At 44.2% G+C, this 16,222-nt stretch carries 16 protein-coding genes; 13 read left to right on the top strand and 3 right to left on the bottom strand.

Features of this window, described 5'->3' with window-relative positions; genetic code table 11:
- The first annotated feature begins 48 nt into the window (after positions 1-48).
- From I2B62_RS04690 to I2B62_RS04660, 7 genes are all read left to right on the top strand, one after another.
- Positions 49-1,131 carry a histidine kinase gene (locus I2B62_RS04690; protein WP_195267795.1) on the top strand — a complete coding sequence of 361 codons (1,083 nt, stop codon included), beginning with the start codon at positions 49-51 and terminating at the stop codon, positions 1,129-1,131.
- Positions 1,112-1,732: a response regulator transcription factor gene (locus I2B62_RS04685; RefSeq protein ID WP_195267794.1), complete on the top strand. Its 621-nt coding sequence runs from the start codon at positions 1,112-1,114 to the stop codon at positions 1,730-1,732. The genes I2B62_RS04690 and I2B62_RS04685 overlap by 20 nt, the downstream gene beginning before the upstream one ends.
- Before the next feature lie 13 nt (positions 1,733-1,745).
- Positions 1,746-4,835 carry a DEAD/DEAH box helicase gene (locus I2B62_RS04680; protein ID WP_195267793.1) on the top strand — a complete coding sequence of 1,030 codons (3,090 nt, stop codon included), beginning with the start codon at positions 1,746-1,748 and terminating at the stop codon, positions 4,833-4,835.
- Between the two features lie 18 nt (positions 4,836-4,853).
- Entirely contained in the window at positions 4,854-5,534 is a 681-nt protein-coding gene (locus I2B62_RS04675) for a Crp/Fnr family transcriptional regulator (RefSeq protein WP_195267792.1), read from the top strand.
- Positions 5,521-6,201 (top strand): SprT family zinc-dependent metalloprotease, encoded by a 681-nt coding sequence (locus tag I2B62_RS04670; protein ID WP_195267791.1) that lies wholly within the window; start codon positions 5,521-5,523, stop codon positions 6,199-6,201. Before I2B62_RS04675 ends, I2B62_RS04670 begins: the two co-directional genes overlap by 14 nt.
- A gap of 65 nt (positions 6,202-6,266) precedes the next feature.
- Positions 6,267-6,545 (top strand): DUF1905 domain-containing protein, encoded by a 279-nt coding sequence (locus I2B62_RS04665; protein WP_195267790.1) that lies wholly within the window; start codon positions 6,267-6,269, stop codon positions 6,543-6,545.
- A 257-nt stretch (positions 6,546-6,802) separates the two neighbouring features.
- Positions 6,803-8,164, top strand: coding sequence for a citrate/2-methylcitrate synthase (locus I2B62_RS04660; RefSeq protein ID WP_195267789.1), 1,362 nt, complete (start codon positions 6,803-6,805; stop codon positions 8,162-8,164).
- Between the two features lie 36 nt (positions 8,165-8,200).
- Here the strand turns inward: I2B62_RS04660 and I2B62_RS04655 are convergent, their stop codons facing one another.
- On the bottom strand, positions 8,201-9,715 hold the full coding sequence (locus I2B62_RS04655; RefSeq protein ID WP_195267788.1) for a DUF6056 family protein: 1,515 nt from the start codon (positions 9,713-9,715) through the stop codon (positions 8,201-8,203).
- Positions 9,716-9,886: 171 nt separating this feature from the next.
- Between I2B62_RS04655 and I2B62_RS04650 the strand changes: the two genes are divergently transcribed.
- The 6 genes from I2B62_RS04650 (at position 9,887) to I2B62_RS04625 (ending at position 14,868) form a co-directional block, all read left to right on the top strand.
- Entirely contained in the window at positions 9,887-10,366 is a 480-nt protein-coding gene (locus I2B62_RS04650; protein WP_195267787.1) for a MarR family transcriptional regulator, read from the top strand.
- Positions 10,363-10,905, top strand: coding sequence for a flavodoxin domain-containing protein (locus I2B62_RS04645; RefSeq protein WP_195267786.1), 543 nt, complete (start codon positions 10,363-10,365; stop codon positions 10,903-10,905). Before I2B62_RS04650 ends, I2B62_RS04645 begins: the two co-directional genes overlap by 4 nt.
- A gap of 67 nt (positions 10,906-10,972) precedes the next feature.
- Positions 10,973-11,488, top strand: coding sequence for an NAD(P)H-dependent oxidoreductase (locus I2B62_RS04640; RefSeq protein ID WP_195267785.1), 516 nt, complete (start codon positions 10,973-10,975; stop codon positions 11,486-11,488).
- Positions 11,485-12,111, top strand: a complete 627-nt coding sequence (locus tag I2B62_RS04635; RefSeq protein WP_195267784.1) for a hypothetical protein — start codon at positions 11,485-11,487, stop codon at positions 12,109-12,111. The genes I2B62_RS04640 and I2B62_RS04635 overlap by 4 nt, the downstream gene beginning before the upstream one ends.
- A 108-nt stretch (positions 12,112-12,219) precedes the next feature.
- On the top strand, positions 12,220-13,545 hold the full coding sequence (locus I2B62_RS04630; protein WP_195267783.1) for an HAD hydrolase family protein: 1,326 nt from the start codon (positions 12,220-12,222) through the stop codon (positions 13,543-13,545).
- Positions 13,546-13,602: 57 nt separating this feature from the next.
- Entirely contained in the window at positions 13,603-14,868 is a 1,266-nt protein-coding gene (locus I2B62_RS04625; protein ID WP_195267782.1) for a histidine kinase, read from the top strand.
- A 45-nt stretch (positions 14,869-14,913) separates the two neighbouring features.
- On the opposite strand, the gene I2B62_RS04620 is transcribed toward I2B62_RS04625, so the two are convergent.
- Both I2B62_RS04620 and I2B62_RS04615 read right to left on the bottom strand, forming a co-directional pair.
- Entirely contained in the window at positions 14,914-15,114 is a 201-nt protein-coding gene (locus I2B62_RS04620; RefSeq protein WP_195267781.1) for a hypothetical protein, read from the bottom strand.
- A gap of 77 nt (positions 15,115-15,191) precedes the next feature.
- Positions 15,192-16,103: a LysR family transcriptional regulator gene (locus I2B62_RS04615; protein ID WP_195267780.1), complete on the bottom strand. Its 912-nt coding sequence runs from the start codon at positions 16,101-16,103 to the stop codon at positions 15,192-15,194.
- Positions 16,104-16,222 lie beyond the last annotated feature (119 nt).

Raw genomic sequence — 16,222 nt, 5'->3', positions numbered from 1 at the left:
AAAGAGTGGTATAGTAAAGTATTAAGAATTTTATAAAGGAGGAAGTTTATGAACAGCCTGTTTAACCGTGTTACACTGCTGGTTTGTTCCTGCGCACTGGTTGCCCTTGGCAGGATTACTATCTTTTCAGTTATTGCTTTTCTGGCTGCGGTGACTGTTTCGGCACTGAACTATTATTTTTCAAACCGCTATTTTAAAATCGCGGCCATCGGCGTATTTACCATTGCTTCCTTTTATTTTACTGATTTTTTCTTTTACTATCCGCTTGTATACTATGACGCTTTCAGCAAAAGCGGCATTGGGTTGTTTTTTCTGGCGGGTACGGCCCTTGTATTTAATCTTAAAAGTCTGCCCTTTAATATTGGGCTGATACTGATTATTCTTTTTGGGTTGTCTGGCCTGCTGCGCAGAAACGAGGAGCTGGTCAACCGGCTGAACGGAGAGTACCGTACGCTTCGTGACACAACGCGTGAAAATGCTATGCTGCTGGAGAGTAAAAATAAAGACCTGATGGAAAAACAAGATTACGAGATTAACCTGGCAATCTTAAACGAGCGTAACCGTATCGCCCGTGAAATACATGACAACGTGGGACACCTCTTGTCCCGTTCGATTTTACAGGTCGGCGCACTCATGGCAGTTCACCCCGGGGAGCCGCTTCAGGAAAACCTGGTTGAGATCAAGAATACGCTTTCCCAGGCCATGGACAGCATTCGTGATTCAGTACATAACCTGCATGATGAGTCCATTGACTGTGAGACACAAATCTGTTCCCTGATCGATGATTTTGATTTTTGCGAGGTAGCGCTCGATTATGGAATTGAGGGAAACCCCACAAAGGAACAGCGCTACGCCTTTATTACAATCGTAAAGGAGGCGCTTTCAAACGTAATGCGCCACTCGGATGCCAGCCAGGTAAAGATTTCTCTGCGTGAGCATCCGGCGCTGTACCAGCTTATCATCGAGGATAACGGCAGCACTGCGGCTGGAGGCCACAGCGGGATCGGGCTGCAGAATATTGCAGACCGTGTAGAGGCCTTAAAAGGCAATCTGAACATTCAGAGAGAGCACGGCTTCCACATTTTTATTTCGATTCCAAAGGAGGAACCCCATGAAAGTAATCGTCATTGATGATGACCGTCTGGTCTCAGCGTCCCTTAAAACAATTTTGGAGGCAGACCCTGAGATAGAGGTGGTAGCGCTGGGAAATAGCGGCGCAGAGGCGATCGTCCTGTATGATGAGCATAATCCTGACATTCTGCTTATGGATATACGGATGGACGGTATGACAGGGCTTGAGGCGGGTGAGCAGATCCTTGCGAAGGATCGGGGCGCCCGCGTCCTGTACCTCACTACCTTTTTAGATGATGAATATATTATCAAAGCACTTAAAATAGGCGCAAAGGGTTATCTGCTCAAACAGGCTTTTGAGAGCATTGTGCCGGCTTTAAAGGCTGTTTACAGCGGGCAGAGTGTGTTTGGCGATGAGATTGTGACGAAAATACCAATGCTGCTTGGCGGAGAGACAGCCGTGGATTTTTCCGCATACGGTATCAGCGAGCGTGACTTGGAAATTATCGAAGGGGTAGCTCAGGGGCTGAGCAACCGCGAAATCTCGGAAACCCTTTTTCTGAGTGAAGGCACTGTCCGCAACTATATCAGTAACATTTTAGACAAGCTGGAGCTTCGCGACAGAACCCAGCTGGCCATTTTTTATTTCAACCATAAGTAAGGAGGTTCTCTCCATGGACGATGAGATACTGAAAAAACCGAAAGAAAAAAAGATATTTTCCGGTGAAATCACGCACGAGGATATGGATGAATTATTGTATCCTCAGGAGATGAGCCATGAAAAATCAAAAAAACAGGTTAGAGAGACCTTCAGATGGAAGTCGAACAGCAGGGAGGAGGTGCCACAGATACAGCAAATGACGGATTCGGCTGTGCTCAGGCTGATGGACCGTTATGCGGAAAAGTCAAAAAATGCAGCTCTGGAAGGCGGAAACGGCCAAAATGTGCACCTTGAGCCTACACTGATGATCACCGACAGCTACTGGTATGGTTCCTCAGCTAAGTTGGCATTTAAGATTGGTGAAGAACGGCTTTATGTGGTGAAGGATCTGAGCGCTTTCATGGCAGCTTTTGAAAACGGAGAGGAAATCCGGTATGGCAAGGCGCTGGTGTTACGCCATTTTGAGGAAAACTTTGATGAACGAAGCCGAAAATACCTTCGTTTTTTAAAAAGCTTTTATAACGAAAGCAATAACCGGGCCCTGGCGGTCTACAAAAAAAGCTTTAATGACAATGTGAAATATATGTATCTTAACGCTCCAATGCTGGACGCCTATATGGAAATCTGGAATAAGGATCCGGAAATTCCCATTGATATTGAAGGCTCTGCTCTGTCCGCTTCTGTTGTTCATGCCAACGCGCATATCAGTATTCAGATTTCAGATATGGGCAAATCCTATGCCATTGATCTTCTGAACGACGAGGCGCTTGTGCTTGAGGGGCAGGAGCGGCTTTATATCTGTGAAAATGGAAAGCTCTATTACTGTGATCCTGCCTATAGCCGCAACACGCGGGATTTTCTGAAGGCCATCATTCGAAATAAGCTGACCATGATCGTCATGAAAGAGGATATGAAGGGCTTTTATAATACGGTTTTATCCAATCTCGAAAAATACTTTTCTTTTATTACAGACTGTGACATGAGTGCCTTTGAACCCAAACCGCTGGTGACAAAAATTTATTTCGACGCACCGCAGGAGGATTTTGTCATGGGGAAGGTATTTTTCAGCTATGACGATGAGGAGCATGAAGCGTTTAAACCAAAGGATATGATTAAAAGCCAGGATCTTCGCGGCGAGTATCAAGTGGAGCGGCTCATTAAAAAATATCTTGACAGCTACGACGCCGTTGGAAACTTTGCCTATATTGACGGCGATGAGGATAAAATTTTTGATCTTTTCAGCGAGGGGCTTGAAGCTATTGCTTCAAAGGCAGAAATTTTTGCGACGGATCAGTTCAAGGGTTTTAAGATTAAGCCGCCCGCTTCCGTTCGCGTGGGTATACGGGTAAGCGGTGATCTGCTCGACCTGGAATTCGACCTGGAGGGTCTGGATATACAGGAGTTAACCGAAGTGCTGAATTCTTACCGGCAGGCTAAAAAATACCACCGGCTTCGGGACGGCAGCTTTATCAATATTCAGGATAACGCGCTGGGTGAGTTCTCAGAGCTGGCAGATGTCCTGAACCTGAATGCGGAGGAAATCGAGCAGGGTGCTGTATCGGTTCCGAAGTTCCGAGCGCTTTATCTGGATGCCCTGTTTAAACAGAGTGAGGGGATTAAGTACAATCGGGATACCGTTTTTAAACAGATTGTCCGTGATGTCAAGGATGTATCAGATTCTGACTTTGAGGTTCCGGCCTCTCTGAAACCTGTTTTGCGTAATTATCAGAAAACAGGCTTCAGATGGCTTAAAACCATCGGCGCGTATGGGTTTGGTGGTATTTTGGCAGACGATATGGGGCTTGGCAAGACCCTGGAAGTAATTTCCCTGCTGTTGTCTCAGAAGGAAAGCGGCGCTCAGACCACTTCGCTGGTTATCTGCCCCTCGTCACTGGTTTTAAACTGGGAAAGCGAGATCGCGCGCTTTGCCCCTGAGCTTAAGGCCGTAGCTGTCATGGGAACCGCAGCAGAACGCCGGGATAAAATCGCGGGAGCGGCTGAGACTGATGTGCTGATCACTTCTTATGATCTGCTTAAAAGAGATATTTTGTATTATGAAGATCTGCATTTTCATTATGAAATCATCGATGAGGCACAGTATATTAAAAATCATAATACACAAAATGCCAAATCCGTTAAAGTGATAAACAGTGCGGTTCGCTTTGCCTTAACGGGTACACCAGTGGAGAACAGCCTGGCAGAGCTTTGGTCTATCTATGATTTTTTAATGCCGGGTTATCTCTACCCCTACCGAAAGTTCCGCGAAAAATTTGAGATTCCCATAATTCGAGAACAGGATAAGAAGGTGCTGGAGCGGCTTAATAAGCTTGTGTCACCCTTTATCCTGCGCCGCCTGAAAAACGATGTGCTCAAGGAGCTTCCTGAAAAAACTGAGACGACGATGTACGCATCAATGGAGGGTGAACAGAAAAAGCTCTATCTGGCTAATCTTGCAAAAAGCAGAGAGGACCTGGCTGGCGAGCTTAACGATGGTGATTTTGAACGTCGAAAAATTATCATTCTGGCAATGCTGACACGACTCCGACAGATCTGCTGTGACCCATCGCTCGTCTATGAAGATTATACTGCCGCGAGTGCCAAGCTCGAGCTCTGCCTTGAAATACTTGAGACCTCTCTGTCTTCTGGGCATAAAGTACTTTTGTTTTCACAGTTCACCTCAATGCTGGATATTATTGAGAGGGAACTGGTTAAACGGGAAATTGGTTTTTATAAGATAACCGGGAGGACAAAGGCACAGGAAAGACTGCGCCAGGTCAATGCTTTTAACGAGGACGATACACCGGTGTTCTTAATTTCCCTAAAGGCCGGAGGAACAGGCCTCAACCTGACTGGGGCCGATGTGGTCATACATTATGACCCGTGGTGGAACCTGAGCGCGCAAAACCAGGCTACCGACCGCGCGCACCGCATTGGACAGACAAGCAGTGTTCAGGTTTATAACCTTATTGCAAAGGACAGTATTGAAGAAAAAATACAGAAAATGCAGCAGGCTAAGGCGGCGCTGGCCGATTCCATTATCCGTGAGGGCGAAGGTGCCATTGCCAGTATGTCTAAAGATGAGATTATCGGACTTTTTGAATAAACTCAGAGAGGAAACCCTATGGAAAAATATATGGAAAATCTGAAAAGAAGCGCGCTTTTTGAATCTGTTCAAAGCGGAGACCTTTCTGCTGTGCTCAAATGCCTGGGCGCTGCTTCAAAACATTACGATAAAAATGAGCGCATTCTGAACAGCGGTGATGAGGTTATCGACGTGGGAATTCTGGCAGAAGGCCGCGCCCAGCTTATTAAGGAGGACGCCATGGGAAACCGAAATATTATCGGTGAGCTCGAGGGCGGAGACCTTTTTGCCGAATCCTTTGTCTGTGCGGGCATAAAAGAAAGCCCGGTGACAGTGGTCGCTTTGGAAAGCTGTACAGTTCTATTTATTCAGGTCAAAAAAATAATTGACGTATGCGGCAATGAGTGCAGCTTTCACAAGCAGATTATCAATAACCTGCTTAAAATAATCGCGAGGAAAAATCTTAATCTGAACAAAAAGCTGGATTATCTGAGCCTGAGAACCACCCGTGAAAAGCTGCTGGGATACCTGAACGAGCAGCAGCGCCGTGCCGGGACCAATCCCTTCAAAATCCCCCTGAACCGGGCTCAGCTGGCAGACTATCTGTGCGTGGACCGAAGCGCAATGTCGAGGGAGCTTGGCAAGCTGAGAGATGAGGAAGTCCTTCATTTTAAGCGCAGTCTTTTTTATCTGAGAGATGTCGGGAATGACGGATTATAAAATAAGAAGAAGCCGCCGGAAGACTGTGGCGATCCATATTCTTCCTGATGGTCAGGTAGAGGTCAGAGCGCCGCTAAAAACACCTCAATATCTTTTGGAGCAGTTTGTGACGGAAAAGGCACAGTGGATTGAGGATGCCAGCGCAACGGCCCGAAAACGGCATGAAAAGCGGCAGGCATTTACATTAAAAGACGGGAGCCTGCTTCTCTATAGAGGTGAAAAACTGCCTCTGGTATGCTGTGCAATCAAAAAACCTCTTTTTGACAGAGAGTGCTTTTATATTCCAGAAGAAGTTTCGGATGAAAAGGTAAAAAAGATGATTGTAAAGCTGTACCGCATGGAAGCTAAAGAGCTTTTAAATGAGAAGGTTCATTATTTTGCGAAACATATGCACGCGAATCCAACAAGTGTCAAGATTAATGGAGCCCAAACCCGCTGGGGATCATGCTCTGGTAAAAACAGTCTGAATTTTTCATGGAAGCTTATTATGGCGCCGGACAGAGCGATTGACTATGTGGTTATTCACGAACTTGCTCATACCTTTGAACACAACCATTCGGCAGCGTTTTGGAAAATTGTAGCTGCTTTTATGCCGGATTATCAAAAGCAGCAGAACATCCTTAAAGAGCTGGCATTGCTGTTAAGTACACAGGACTGGGATAACTGACCATCACTTTGTCTAAGGAATTCTGGCTTATGTATATCAAGAGAAAATTATTTTCAGGAGATAAAATGAAGGAATTGTATGAGTTTGACGCAATAATAAAAAAGGTACCGAATATCAATGGTGCTTATATTGAAATACCATTCGACGTTAAAGAAACTTTTGGGAAGGGAAGAGTGAAAGTGCATGCAACTTTTGATAACGAACCTTATGACGGAAGTCTGGTACGTATGAAAACACCTTGTCATATCCTGGGGATTCGCAAAGATATCCGCGAAAAGATTGGAAAACAGCCTGGAGATACTGTCCACGTAACCCTCAAAGAACGAATGACAGAAGAAAAATAGAAATAAAAGATTTTACTTTAAGGCAAGAAAAAATTTAGCGATTTAAAGTATCAAAATAAACCCCTAAGTTTGAAAGATTTTTAAAATAGTCTTTCAAATTTATAAGTAAAAATTTAAAAAATTCATAAAATCTTAAGAAATATGCAAAAACAACAGATAAAAATTCATCTGTTGTTTTGTTTTTTATCTTATTTTAAGGTTTGAAGGTTATAATACATACATTATAATCTGATAAATAGACGAGGGAGAGTGAAAAAATGACAAATGTATTTTCAGAAGAAAAACCCGAAGTGCTCGACTATATTGAAAAATTAGAGAAAAATAATCATATTGATCCGGAATTATTCGATAAATACCAGGTAAACAGGGGACTGCGTGACTTGAATGGGAATGGTGTTCTCACCGGCCTGACAGAAATTTCTGAAATCATGTCCTTTATTATGGATGGTGACCAGAGAATTAACTGTGACGGACAGCTTTACTACAGGGGGATAAACGTTCAGGATCTGGTAAAGGGGTTTGTAAAGGAAAAACGGTTTGGATTTGAAGAAGCAACCTATCTGCTTTTATTCGGCGAGCTGCCAAATAAACAGGATCTGGATATTTTTGTGAAGGTATTGTCGCATTATCGGACATTGCCGACAAGCTTTGTCCGCGATATCATCATGAAAGCACCCAGCCGGGATATGATGAACACACTGGCCAGAAGTGTCCTGACACTTTACTCCTACGATGATCGTGCCAGCGATACGTCCATCCCAAATGTACTGCGTCAGAGTCTGGAGCTGATCGCGCTGTTTCCACTGCTCGCAGTATACGGTTACCAGGCTTACTGTCATTATGAACTGGGGCAGAGCCTTTTTATTCATTCACCGCAGCCAGAGCTTTCTACGGCCGAAAACATTTTACATCTTTTAAGACCAGACAGCAAATATACTGAGCTTGAAGCCAGAATTCTTGACATTGCCCTGGTGCTGCATGCTGAGCATGGTGGCGGTAATAACTCTACATTTACCTGCCATGTGGTCACCTCATCGGGTACGGATACCTATTCTGCCATTGCGGCGGCGCTGGGATCACTAAAAGGACCAAAGCATGGCGGGGCCAATATAAAGGTCTGTGAAATGTTTGAAGACATGAAGAAAAATCTCCATGACTGGAACGATGAGGAAGAAATCAGTGTTTATTTGAGAAAGCTTCTTCACAAGGAAGCCTTTGATAAGGCTGGCCTTATCTATGGTATGGGGCATGCCATTTACTCAAAGTCTGATCCAAGAGCCGAAGTCTTTAAAAGGTTTGTCCGCAACCTTGCAGAGGAAAAGGGCCGCATGGATGAGTTTGCGTTGTATTCCAACGTTGAACGCCTTGCGCCGCTTATTATTTCTGATGAACGAAAGATGTATAAAGGCGTCAGCGCAAATGTCGACTTTTACAGTGGCTTTGTTTATCATATGCTGGAGCTGCCCACCGAGCTTTATACGCCGATTTTTGCCATTGCACGTATTTCAGGCTGGAGCGCCCACCGTCTTGAGGAGCTTCTCAATGCCGGGAAAATTATCCGTCCGGCTTACAGAAACGTTCACGAGCGCAGAGAGTACATTCCCATTAACGAACGATAAAATGCAAAAGCATCAGGGTTACGCCCTGATGCTTTTTTAATTGCGGATCGCAACGGAATCTTTGTTATAATATTTGGCAACACTGGTGTTTCGCCAATCGTTTTTATCCGTTTTGATATCATCGTAATACAGGACATAAGGTTTCACCGTATATGCAAGTACATCGGCCTGTTTAATGGATTGATTCTGATAGATTTCATTTCGTTCATTGGCCTCCAGGGCATATTGTGCGGCTGAACCGTCAAAAAGTGACTGTAGAGCGCTGAGGCTTGTCACTGGGGTTTTAGCCAGCGGCAGAGTCAGGACAGCGACGATCAGAGCAATACAGCTATAAAATGTCGGATGCGGTACTTGCTTTTTTAATCGGCTGCGTTGGGATAAGTCTTGAATAGGGTTACGCCTTTGTCTGTGGTGGAATATCCAGCCTGAAACATAAAAAAGTACAAAAGTCCAGAGCCATAAAAAGTTAAAATATAAAACATTCATAATGCGTGTTTCCCAGACCAGGCTTCCCGCACCCAGTGCGTAAATAGGCGGCGTAAATCCCGCTGCAAAGACACAGAATGCAAAAGCCAGCACTGCAATGGGGTACCGGAAAGCAAAATGACTTTTGCGCGCCAGTTTGACCAAAAGGACAGAGAGGAAAAAAATACCTGCCGCAACCGGGAGTGTTGTCCACTGCAGAAAATACTGTCCGGCAGATTGAAAGGACTGTAAAACAGCAGAAACAGGCGATGGCTGCGTCACAAGAGTTTTAAGGGTATCGGCCTGCCGCACTCCATTGCCGGGTGCCAAAGCTGAAATCAGCATCCCGGCAGCTGAAAAAAGAAAAACCATAACAGTGCCGAGGCTGTGCGTGTTTTTTCGGTACCAGAGCATGCCGCTCATTGCCGCGAGAAGTATAAGATTCACCAGCGAAACCACAAAGTTGCCTCCGGAAATAAGAAAACCAAGAGTGCATGCGCCGGCGAGGGCCAGATATTTATGCCGAACGGGTCTTTTTTGATAGAAAACAAGCAGCAGGCCAAAAAGGACCAGGGACATGGCGTAAACAAAAGTATAGGAAACAGCACCGTCAAACCAGTATAATCCCTGAACAGCTGAAGGTAAAAATTGAAGCTCCAATATCAGAAGTACGCAGCCAATGGAGAGTGTAGTGCTTCGATCCGCATTCAGATAATTTTCAAGCAAAATCTTCAAAAGAAAAAAGGTACTGAAGATAACAGACAATACCATAACGACCGGGACCCAGCGATACAAGCCAAAAACAGAGGGCTGCAGCGCCCCGAGAAAGGTGGCAAAGAAATTACCATCCCAAGTCATATAAGAGTGCATCATTTGATTCCACGCAGTCATCAAAGTCTGAAAAACAGAGCCGGTGTTATCCCAGGTTTGCCGCGTCAGCAAACCGTAGACATAATCATCCGCAGACGGCTGATCATAAACCGAGATCGAGAAAACAGGAACAAGGGTGATTAAAAAAACGAGGACAAGCGTTAAATTTCCATAAGTTTTATTAGAAACAGGTGTCAGCAAATTATAGCGGTTCATAGTGTTCTCCAATTATAAATTATTTTTCATATCATAGCACTTGAAAGATGAAAAGAGCTTAAACTTAAATATTATAAAGATTAAGTTTTTCTTACAACGCTTGACATAAACTTCAAAAGGTAATACACTACATATATTAAATAATATATTACCTAAATTAAGGAGGACAAAATGTACCGTGAAGAGCTGGATGCAATGGACCCTCGGTTTCGGGTTTTTGGAAGTCTTTTTTCATTGGTAACACGTTTGGAGGTTATGGGAAACAGCGTTGATTTTCTGGGTGAGCTGACCACCAAACAATGGTACCTGCTCATTCATCTGATCACTTTTTTCACAGAGCCGCCGACCTTATCTGAGCTGGCGTCTGAGATGGACACCTCGCACCAGAATGCCAAGGCAATCGCCATGAAGCTTCAGGAAAAAGGATTTCTCATGCTGGCTAAAGATGAAAAGGACAGACGAACGATGAGGGTTATACCCAATAAGAAAAAAATCGAAGCCTACGAGGCAGAATTAGGCGGGGAGAACAACGCTTTTGTCGAGGCCTTTCTTGGGGTTTTGACCAATGAAGAACTTGAAATTTTTGACCGTGTACTGATCAAATTAATGGACAAGGCAGAGGTTATCAGAAGGGAACGAAAAATAAAATGAGTAAAATCGCAATTATCTACGGATCTGAATATGGAAGCACTGAGGCCTATGCGCAGTGGCTGGCACAAGACCTCGGCGGCCAGGCAGTTTCCATAAAAAAAATAAAATCAGAAAGTCTGATGGACAAAGATATATTAATCTTTGGCGGCGGTCTTTATGCCAGCGGCATTAAAGGCCTTAAGGATTTCAAGAAAAAAAGCGGGGCATCTCAGAATAAAGAAATCATCATTTTTACGGTTGGTCTGGCCGATCCGAAGCATACAAATTATGATAAAATCCTCAGTGAAAATTTTACCGGTGAGGAACGGAAACAATTTAAGTTTTTTCACCTGCGGGGTGCTATAGATTATGACAAGCTTTCGCTGCCGCACCGCGCAATGATGGCAATGATGATGAGAATGCTTAAATCAAAACCTGAGTCTCTTCAGGAAAACGCGGAATTTATTGAAAGTTATGGAAAAAAGACTGACTTTAAAGACAGAAGTACCCTTGATCCTCTCCTTGCTTATGTCCAGAAGCTATTGGATTTAAAAGCATAATTTAAGGGACACCATTACCGTAAATATGTTATAATGCTTCCATATTCAAACCGTGAGAGGAAACAGTATGAAAGTTATTATACAAGATTTATCGGCGCAAGCTTTCAGGGCGATCTGCCCGTTATCGGTTAAAGACATCCGGGTAATTACCAATGAGGATGATCGGATTAAACATTGTATTGGCTGTTTTGGCTGCTGGGTAAAAACACCGGGAACCTGTATCCTTAAGGATGGATACGGTGATCTCGGAAAGCTTTACGCAGATTGCGATGAGCTGGTCGTCATCTCAAAAGTACAGTATGGCGGGTACAGCGCCTTCATAAAAAATGTGATGGACCGAAATATAGGCTATCTTCTTCCTTTTTTTACAATCCGCAGGGATGAAATGCACCACGAGGACCGGTATCCCGACCGACTTAAGCTGACTGTGATCGGCTATGGAGAGGATGTTACAGAGGAAGAGGCCGAAACCTTCAGAGGACTGGTTTCAGCCAATGCCTTAAACCTGAACACACAGGGCTATCGTGTTATTATGGTAAAAACCCCTGAGGAAGTTAAGAACGTATTGGAGGCTCTGGAATGAAGATAACGCTGGTTAATGCAAGCCCTAAAAAACGTGGCAGCTTTTCAAATTATATTCTTAACGAGCTGATTCCGCTTGTCAAAACAGAGCGCGAGCCAGAGCTTTTGTCCATGTCCCTGTGGGATGATGATTTTTTTGATGATCTTTGCAGCAGCGATGCGCTGGTCTTTGCATTTCCACTGTATGTGGACAGTCTGCCAGCCAGCTTTTTGCGTTTTTTAACCCATTTTGAAGAGAGGCTTAAGAATTCTCCGGCAGACATCCGGGTCTACGGGTTAGTAAATTCTGGATTTCTGGAGGGACATCAGAACCGCTTTGCGCTGGAGATTTTAGCGCATTTTTGCCGAAGAGCAAAATTGACCTGGTGCGGAGGACTTGGCATTGGCGGAGGGCCCTTTCTTCACGGCATGGCTGCTGCTCCCTGGAAATTTTCAGCTAAGCGTCCGGTATATGATGGGCTGGTTCAGCTTTCAGAGGCCGTTAAAAACGGTCAGATGCTTGAAAAGGATCTGCTGGTTACGCCCAAAATTCCAAAAAAAATATACATAGCAGCCGCGAACCATCAGTGGGTTACAGAGGCCAAGAAAAACGGGTTGAAGAAAAAAGAGCTCTATAAAAAATAAAGACTTGACAGCGCCGGGATTGCCCCGGCGTTTTTAGTTTTGCGGCAGACTTGACAGGATCTTTAAAATGCCGTATGCTGTTCACATCATTGTTAAGGGAGCCCATAAATGAAATATAAATTTCCAAAGGTAGGCATGCGAATGGTAAAAACCGCAGTGGCGGTATTTATATGCCTGCTCATTACCTTTATACGGCCTGAGAGCGTGCCGATATATTCGACCATCACGGCCATACTCTGTATGCAGCCGTATCTGTCAAATACCAAAGAGATTGCCATTAACCGGATCGTTGGCACATTGATCGGTGGACTTGCCGGTATGCTGGTTCTCACGTTCATGCGGAGCTATGTGCCATGGCCTACTGTACAGTTTGCCATTGTTGCGCTGTGCATGATTCCGCTGATCTATGTAACGTTGGTGATCAATCATTCATCAGCCTCTGCGTTTACCTGCATCGTATTTCTTGGAACTACCATTGCCGCGACGCCCGATACTGCGCCGTACATCATAGCCTCCTATCGTATGATCGACACCCTTATCGGCATACTGGTTGCTTTGGCAGTCAATGCTTTTCATCTGCCGGTTCACCGTAACCGGAGTGTGCTTTTTGTTTCAGAGCTTGATAATACCCTGCTGCATTCTGATGGAAAAATAAGTTCTTACGCAGAATTTCATATTAATCGAATGATTGATGACGGCGAATGGTTCACCATCGTCACAGACCGCACTCCGGCAACACTGGTGCCAATTCTGGAGAACCTGAACCTGAATCTGCCGGTTATCGCAATGAACGGCGCTGTGCTTTATGATGTCCAGGACCGTTCCTACTCCTTTTCTCTGCCAATGGACCGCGAGGTAAGCGATGCCGTTGAGCGCATTTTTCGGGAGGAGGGTCGAAACTGCTTTGTACACGCCATCATTAATGAGACCATGCATATTTATTACGGCGATTTTAAAAATACGGCTGAGGAGCGCTTTTATCACCGTCTTCGCCGTACAAGTCATAAAAATTACATTTTCAGCGGGCTGCCACAGGGTCAGCAGGCGGTTAACATTACTTCGGTCAATGAGGAAGCAGTGAATGACCGCATTCGCAAAAAAATTGAAGCTTTGGACATCAGTAAACGCATCGCGATTATCAATACGCCTAGCCACGACGCGGAGGGCTATACGGTTATGGAAATTTACAGTGCTGAGGCCACCCGGGAGAATGCCATCCTGAAAATGAAAAAGGACCTTTCGGTGGACCAGATTATAGCTTTTGGCAGCACAAGTCTGAATGTGCCGACCTTTAAGCTCGCTAACCGCGCATACGCAGTCGAAAATGCGGCACGCGCTTTAAAAGAGGCGGCAACTCAGACCATCAGCAACAATGACAGCGATGCGGTTGTAAAAATGATGGAGAAAAAGTTTTACCGAAAAAAGGGTATTTAAAAGACGCCCCCAGTATAAGACAGAAAGGAATTTAGAATGGAACGAAGAGGCCTGTTAATGGCTACGAACATTCCGCTTGAGGGCTTCAGCATCATTATTTCTGTTTTGCTGATTATTTGTATTATTGCCAGTAAAGAGCACACAAAGCTTAACCGTTTATTTTTGTACATGCTGGCAGTCAATGCTTTTATTTTGGGATGCGACATTTTTATCTGGATCGGCGGAGGACATCTCCCGCTGGTAGGGGCAATGAAGGCGGCGAACTTTTTTGTATTTAGTCTCGGCTATCTTCTCGTTGCTTTATTTACGGCGTATATGGTTACCTATATCCATGAGAAGGGGAGTGCAATATCCTGTAAAATTGTTCCGGTGATTGCTGTTTTCTGCGCTGTAGCTATTTTGCTGGTAGTCATCTCAATGTTTAATAATATGCTTTTTTATTTCAGTGAAACGGGTTATTTTATGCGAAGCCCGCTGCATTGGATCACTCAGATATACCCCATCATTATTATTCTTTTAGACATGGCAATCATTCTGAAGCATAGCAGGAAGCTTGGCATAAAGGATACCTTTGCACTTTTATCCTATGGTATTTTACCGGCTCTGGCCATTGCAGCGCAGATTTTCAGAAACGGCCTTGCGCTGGCATATCCGGCAACGACCATTTCACTTTTAATTATTTATGTTAATATTCAGGTAGAGCAAAGTAAACGGCTTCGGGAAAAAGAGCTGGAGCTCACCCAAAATCGTATTACGATGATGCTGAGCCAGATTCAGCCTCATTTTTTGTATAATTCGCTTACCGCCATTGCCCAGCTGTGCAGAGAGGCTCCTGACAGGGCCGGGGAAGCAACCATTGCCTTTGCGAATTATCTGCGTGGCAACCTCGATTCCCTTACGCAGGAAAACCTGGTATTTTTTGAAAAAGAGCTGCATCATATAAAAACCTATCTTTCACTGGAAAAGATGCGGTTTGAGGAAAAAATACAAGTCATTTATTCGATCAATGCGACAGATTTTATGCTGCCCTCCTTAACGGTACAGCCGTTGGTTGAAAATGCGGTTAAGCATGGGATCTGCCAAAAAGAGAGGGGAGGCACGATCTGGATCGAAACAATAGAGACGCCTGAGAGCTATATCATCAAAGTGTCAGATGACGGGGTGGGCTTTGATCCCGTCACTCTTGCCATGGATGAGAGACAGCATATCGGTATCGAAAATGTACGCTTCCGCCTTGCCTACCAATGCGCTGGAACACTCAGTATTGAGAGCCATCCCGGAATGGGAACCACAGCGGAGGTGACAATTCCCAAAAACAAATAAAAAGGCAGTAAGCTCATGTATCAGCTTACTGCCTTTTTTCTCAGTTTAAAAGGTTAATTCAATATGATCCTTGTTGCAGTTTTTACATTGGATCATCATAGATTTTAGCGCGTTGTTTTCCACCGTCACCTCGTCAATGGAAAATTTGTGATCCGCAAGAACCTTTTTAAAATCGACCAGACTGTTTGGCTTCTCATCAATCTCTACTTTATTTCCGCAGACACTGCATTGAATAATAATTTTCATAAAAATCCTCCGTTAGTTTCAGGGTTTGATAAGCTTACATTTTTATATTTACCCTTTTAATCGAAAAAACAACAGATTTAAAGCTCTGACGCCAAAACAATTCGCTTGTTTTTTCCAGACATAAAATCGGAAAGTGCCCGGTAATTTCTAGAAAAAATGCTGCCTTTTTTCCAGATAAACGCAAAATCATGGGTAATATCAAATCCGTGTATTGGAATTTCCTTCAGCGTTCCGCCTGTTAATTCCCTTCCGGCAGCCACTTCGTATAAAAAGGTAATGCCGCAGTTTTTTTCGGCCATTTCCTTTAAGGCATTGACATTGTTAACCTCAATGACTTTTGAAAAGTCCGAAATGGCGTAATTGTTCAGCTTCAGATATTGTTCGAGTATGTTTCGGCTGCCGGAACCAGGCTCACGCACGAGCAACGGTTTTGAGAACAGGGCTTCGATGGGGCAGGGGTCAGGCAACGCTTCGGCTTTTGTGCTCTGTACGGCGATAAAGCGTTCCGTAGAGTAGACTGCATAATCGTAATTGTCTTTGGGAAAATAGCCTTCGATGAGTGCAAAATCGAGATCATTATTATCCAGCTGTTTGAGCAGGGACTGGGTATTATCCACCGAGACACGAATTTGTGCCTTGGGGTACTGCTCCAGACATCGTGAGAGAATACTGCTTACCACAAACTCACCGATAGTGAGGGTTGCTCCAAAATTTAAAGAACGGATATGGAGGTGGCTGTTTTTTAAACGTTCCCTCAAAATCAGGTCATCATGCTTCATGGCAGAAGCTGTGTGATGCAAAACAGTACCTTCAGGTGTGAGCGCCATCTTTTTGCCGTGAAATTCAAAAAGGCGCACACCATAATCCTCCTCAATAAAATGAATATGCTGTGAAACAGCAGGCTGTGTTATGTTAAGCGCTTCCGCTGCACGGGTATAATTCATATATTCGCAAACTGTTAAAAAAGTATTGATTCTAAAATCTAACATTTCGGCCTTCTTTCTTATACTTTCTCAAACAACTATAACATAATTTTATGATAGTATAAAGATAAATAATTTTTCATTATCATTAAAAGGTGATATCCTTTTAATATAGCCCAAAACAT

This window comes from Eubacterium sp. 1001713B170207_170306_E7 (genome assembly GCF_015547515.1).
Taxonomy (GTDB): domain Bacteria; phylum Bacillota; class Clostridia; order Eubacteriales; family Eubacteriaceae; genus Eubacterium.
This window is presented reverse-complemented; position numbering and strand designations above follow the sequence as displayed.

Bases quoted from the DNA above. Each gene is read 5' to 3' on its own strand.
- I2B62_RS04665 (WP_195267790.1), top strand. From the start codon at position 6,267: ATGAAGGAATTGTATGAGTTTGACGCAATAATAAAAAAGGTACCGAAT.
- I2B62_RS04625 (WP_195267782.1), top strand. From the start codon at position 13,603: ATGGCTACGAACATTCCGCTTGAGGGCTTCAGCATCATTATTTCTGTT.
- I2B62_RS04640 (WP_195267785.1), top strand. From the start codon at position 10,973: ATGAAAGTTATTATACAAGATTTATCGGCGCAAGCTTTCAGGGCGATC.
- I2B62_RS04680 (WP_195267793.1), top strand. From the start codon at position 1,746: ATGGACGATGAGATACTGAAAAAACCGAAAGAAAAAAAGATATTTTCC.
- I2B62_RS04615 (WP_195267780.1), bottom strand. From the start codon at position 16,103: ATGTTAGATTTTAGAATCAATACTTTTTTAACAGTTTGCGAATATATG.
- I2B62_RS04655 (WP_195267788.1), bottom strand. From the start codon at position 9,715: ATGAACCGCTATAATTTGCTGACACCTGTTTCTAATAAAACTTATGGA.
- I2B62_RS04645 (WP_195267786.1), top strand. From the start codon at position 10,363: ATGAGTAAAATCGCAATTATCTACGGATCTGAATATGGAAGCACTGAG.
- I2B62_RS04630 (WP_195267783.1), top strand. From the start codon at position 12,220: ATGAAATATAAATTTCCAAAGGTAGGCATGCGAATGGTAAAAACCGCA.
- I2B62_RS04690 (WP_195267795.1), top strand. From the start codon at position 49: ATGAACAGCCTGTTTAACCGTGTTACACTGCTGGTTTGTTCCTGCGCA.
- I2B62_RS04685 (WP_195267794.1), top strand. From the start codon at position 1,112: ATGAAAGTAATCGTCATTGATGATGACCGTCTGGTCTCAGCGTCCCTT.
- I2B62_RS04660 (WP_195267789.1), top strand. From the start codon at position 6,803: ATGACAAATGTATTTTCAGAAGAAAAACCCGAAGTGCTCGACTATATT.
- I2B62_RS04650 (WP_195267787.1), top strand. From the start codon at position 9,887: ATGTACCGTGAAGAGCTGGATGCAATGGACCCTCGGTTTCGGGTTTTT.
- I2B62_RS04670 (WP_195267791.1), top strand. From the start codon at position 5,521: ATGACGGATTATAAAATAAGAAGAAGCCGCCGGAAGACTGTGGCGATC.
- I2B62_RS04620 (WP_195267781.1), bottom strand. From the start codon at position 15,114: ATGAAAATTATTATTCAATGCAGTGTCTGCGGAAATAAAGTAGAGATT.
- I2B62_RS04635 (WP_195267784.1), top strand. From the start codon at position 11,485: ATGAAGATAACGCTGGTTAATGCAAGCCCTAAAAAACGTGGCAGCTTT.
- I2B62_RS04675 (WP_195267792.1), top strand. From the start codon at position 4,854: ATGGAAAAATATATGGAAAATCTGAAAAGAAGCGCGCTTTTTGAATCT.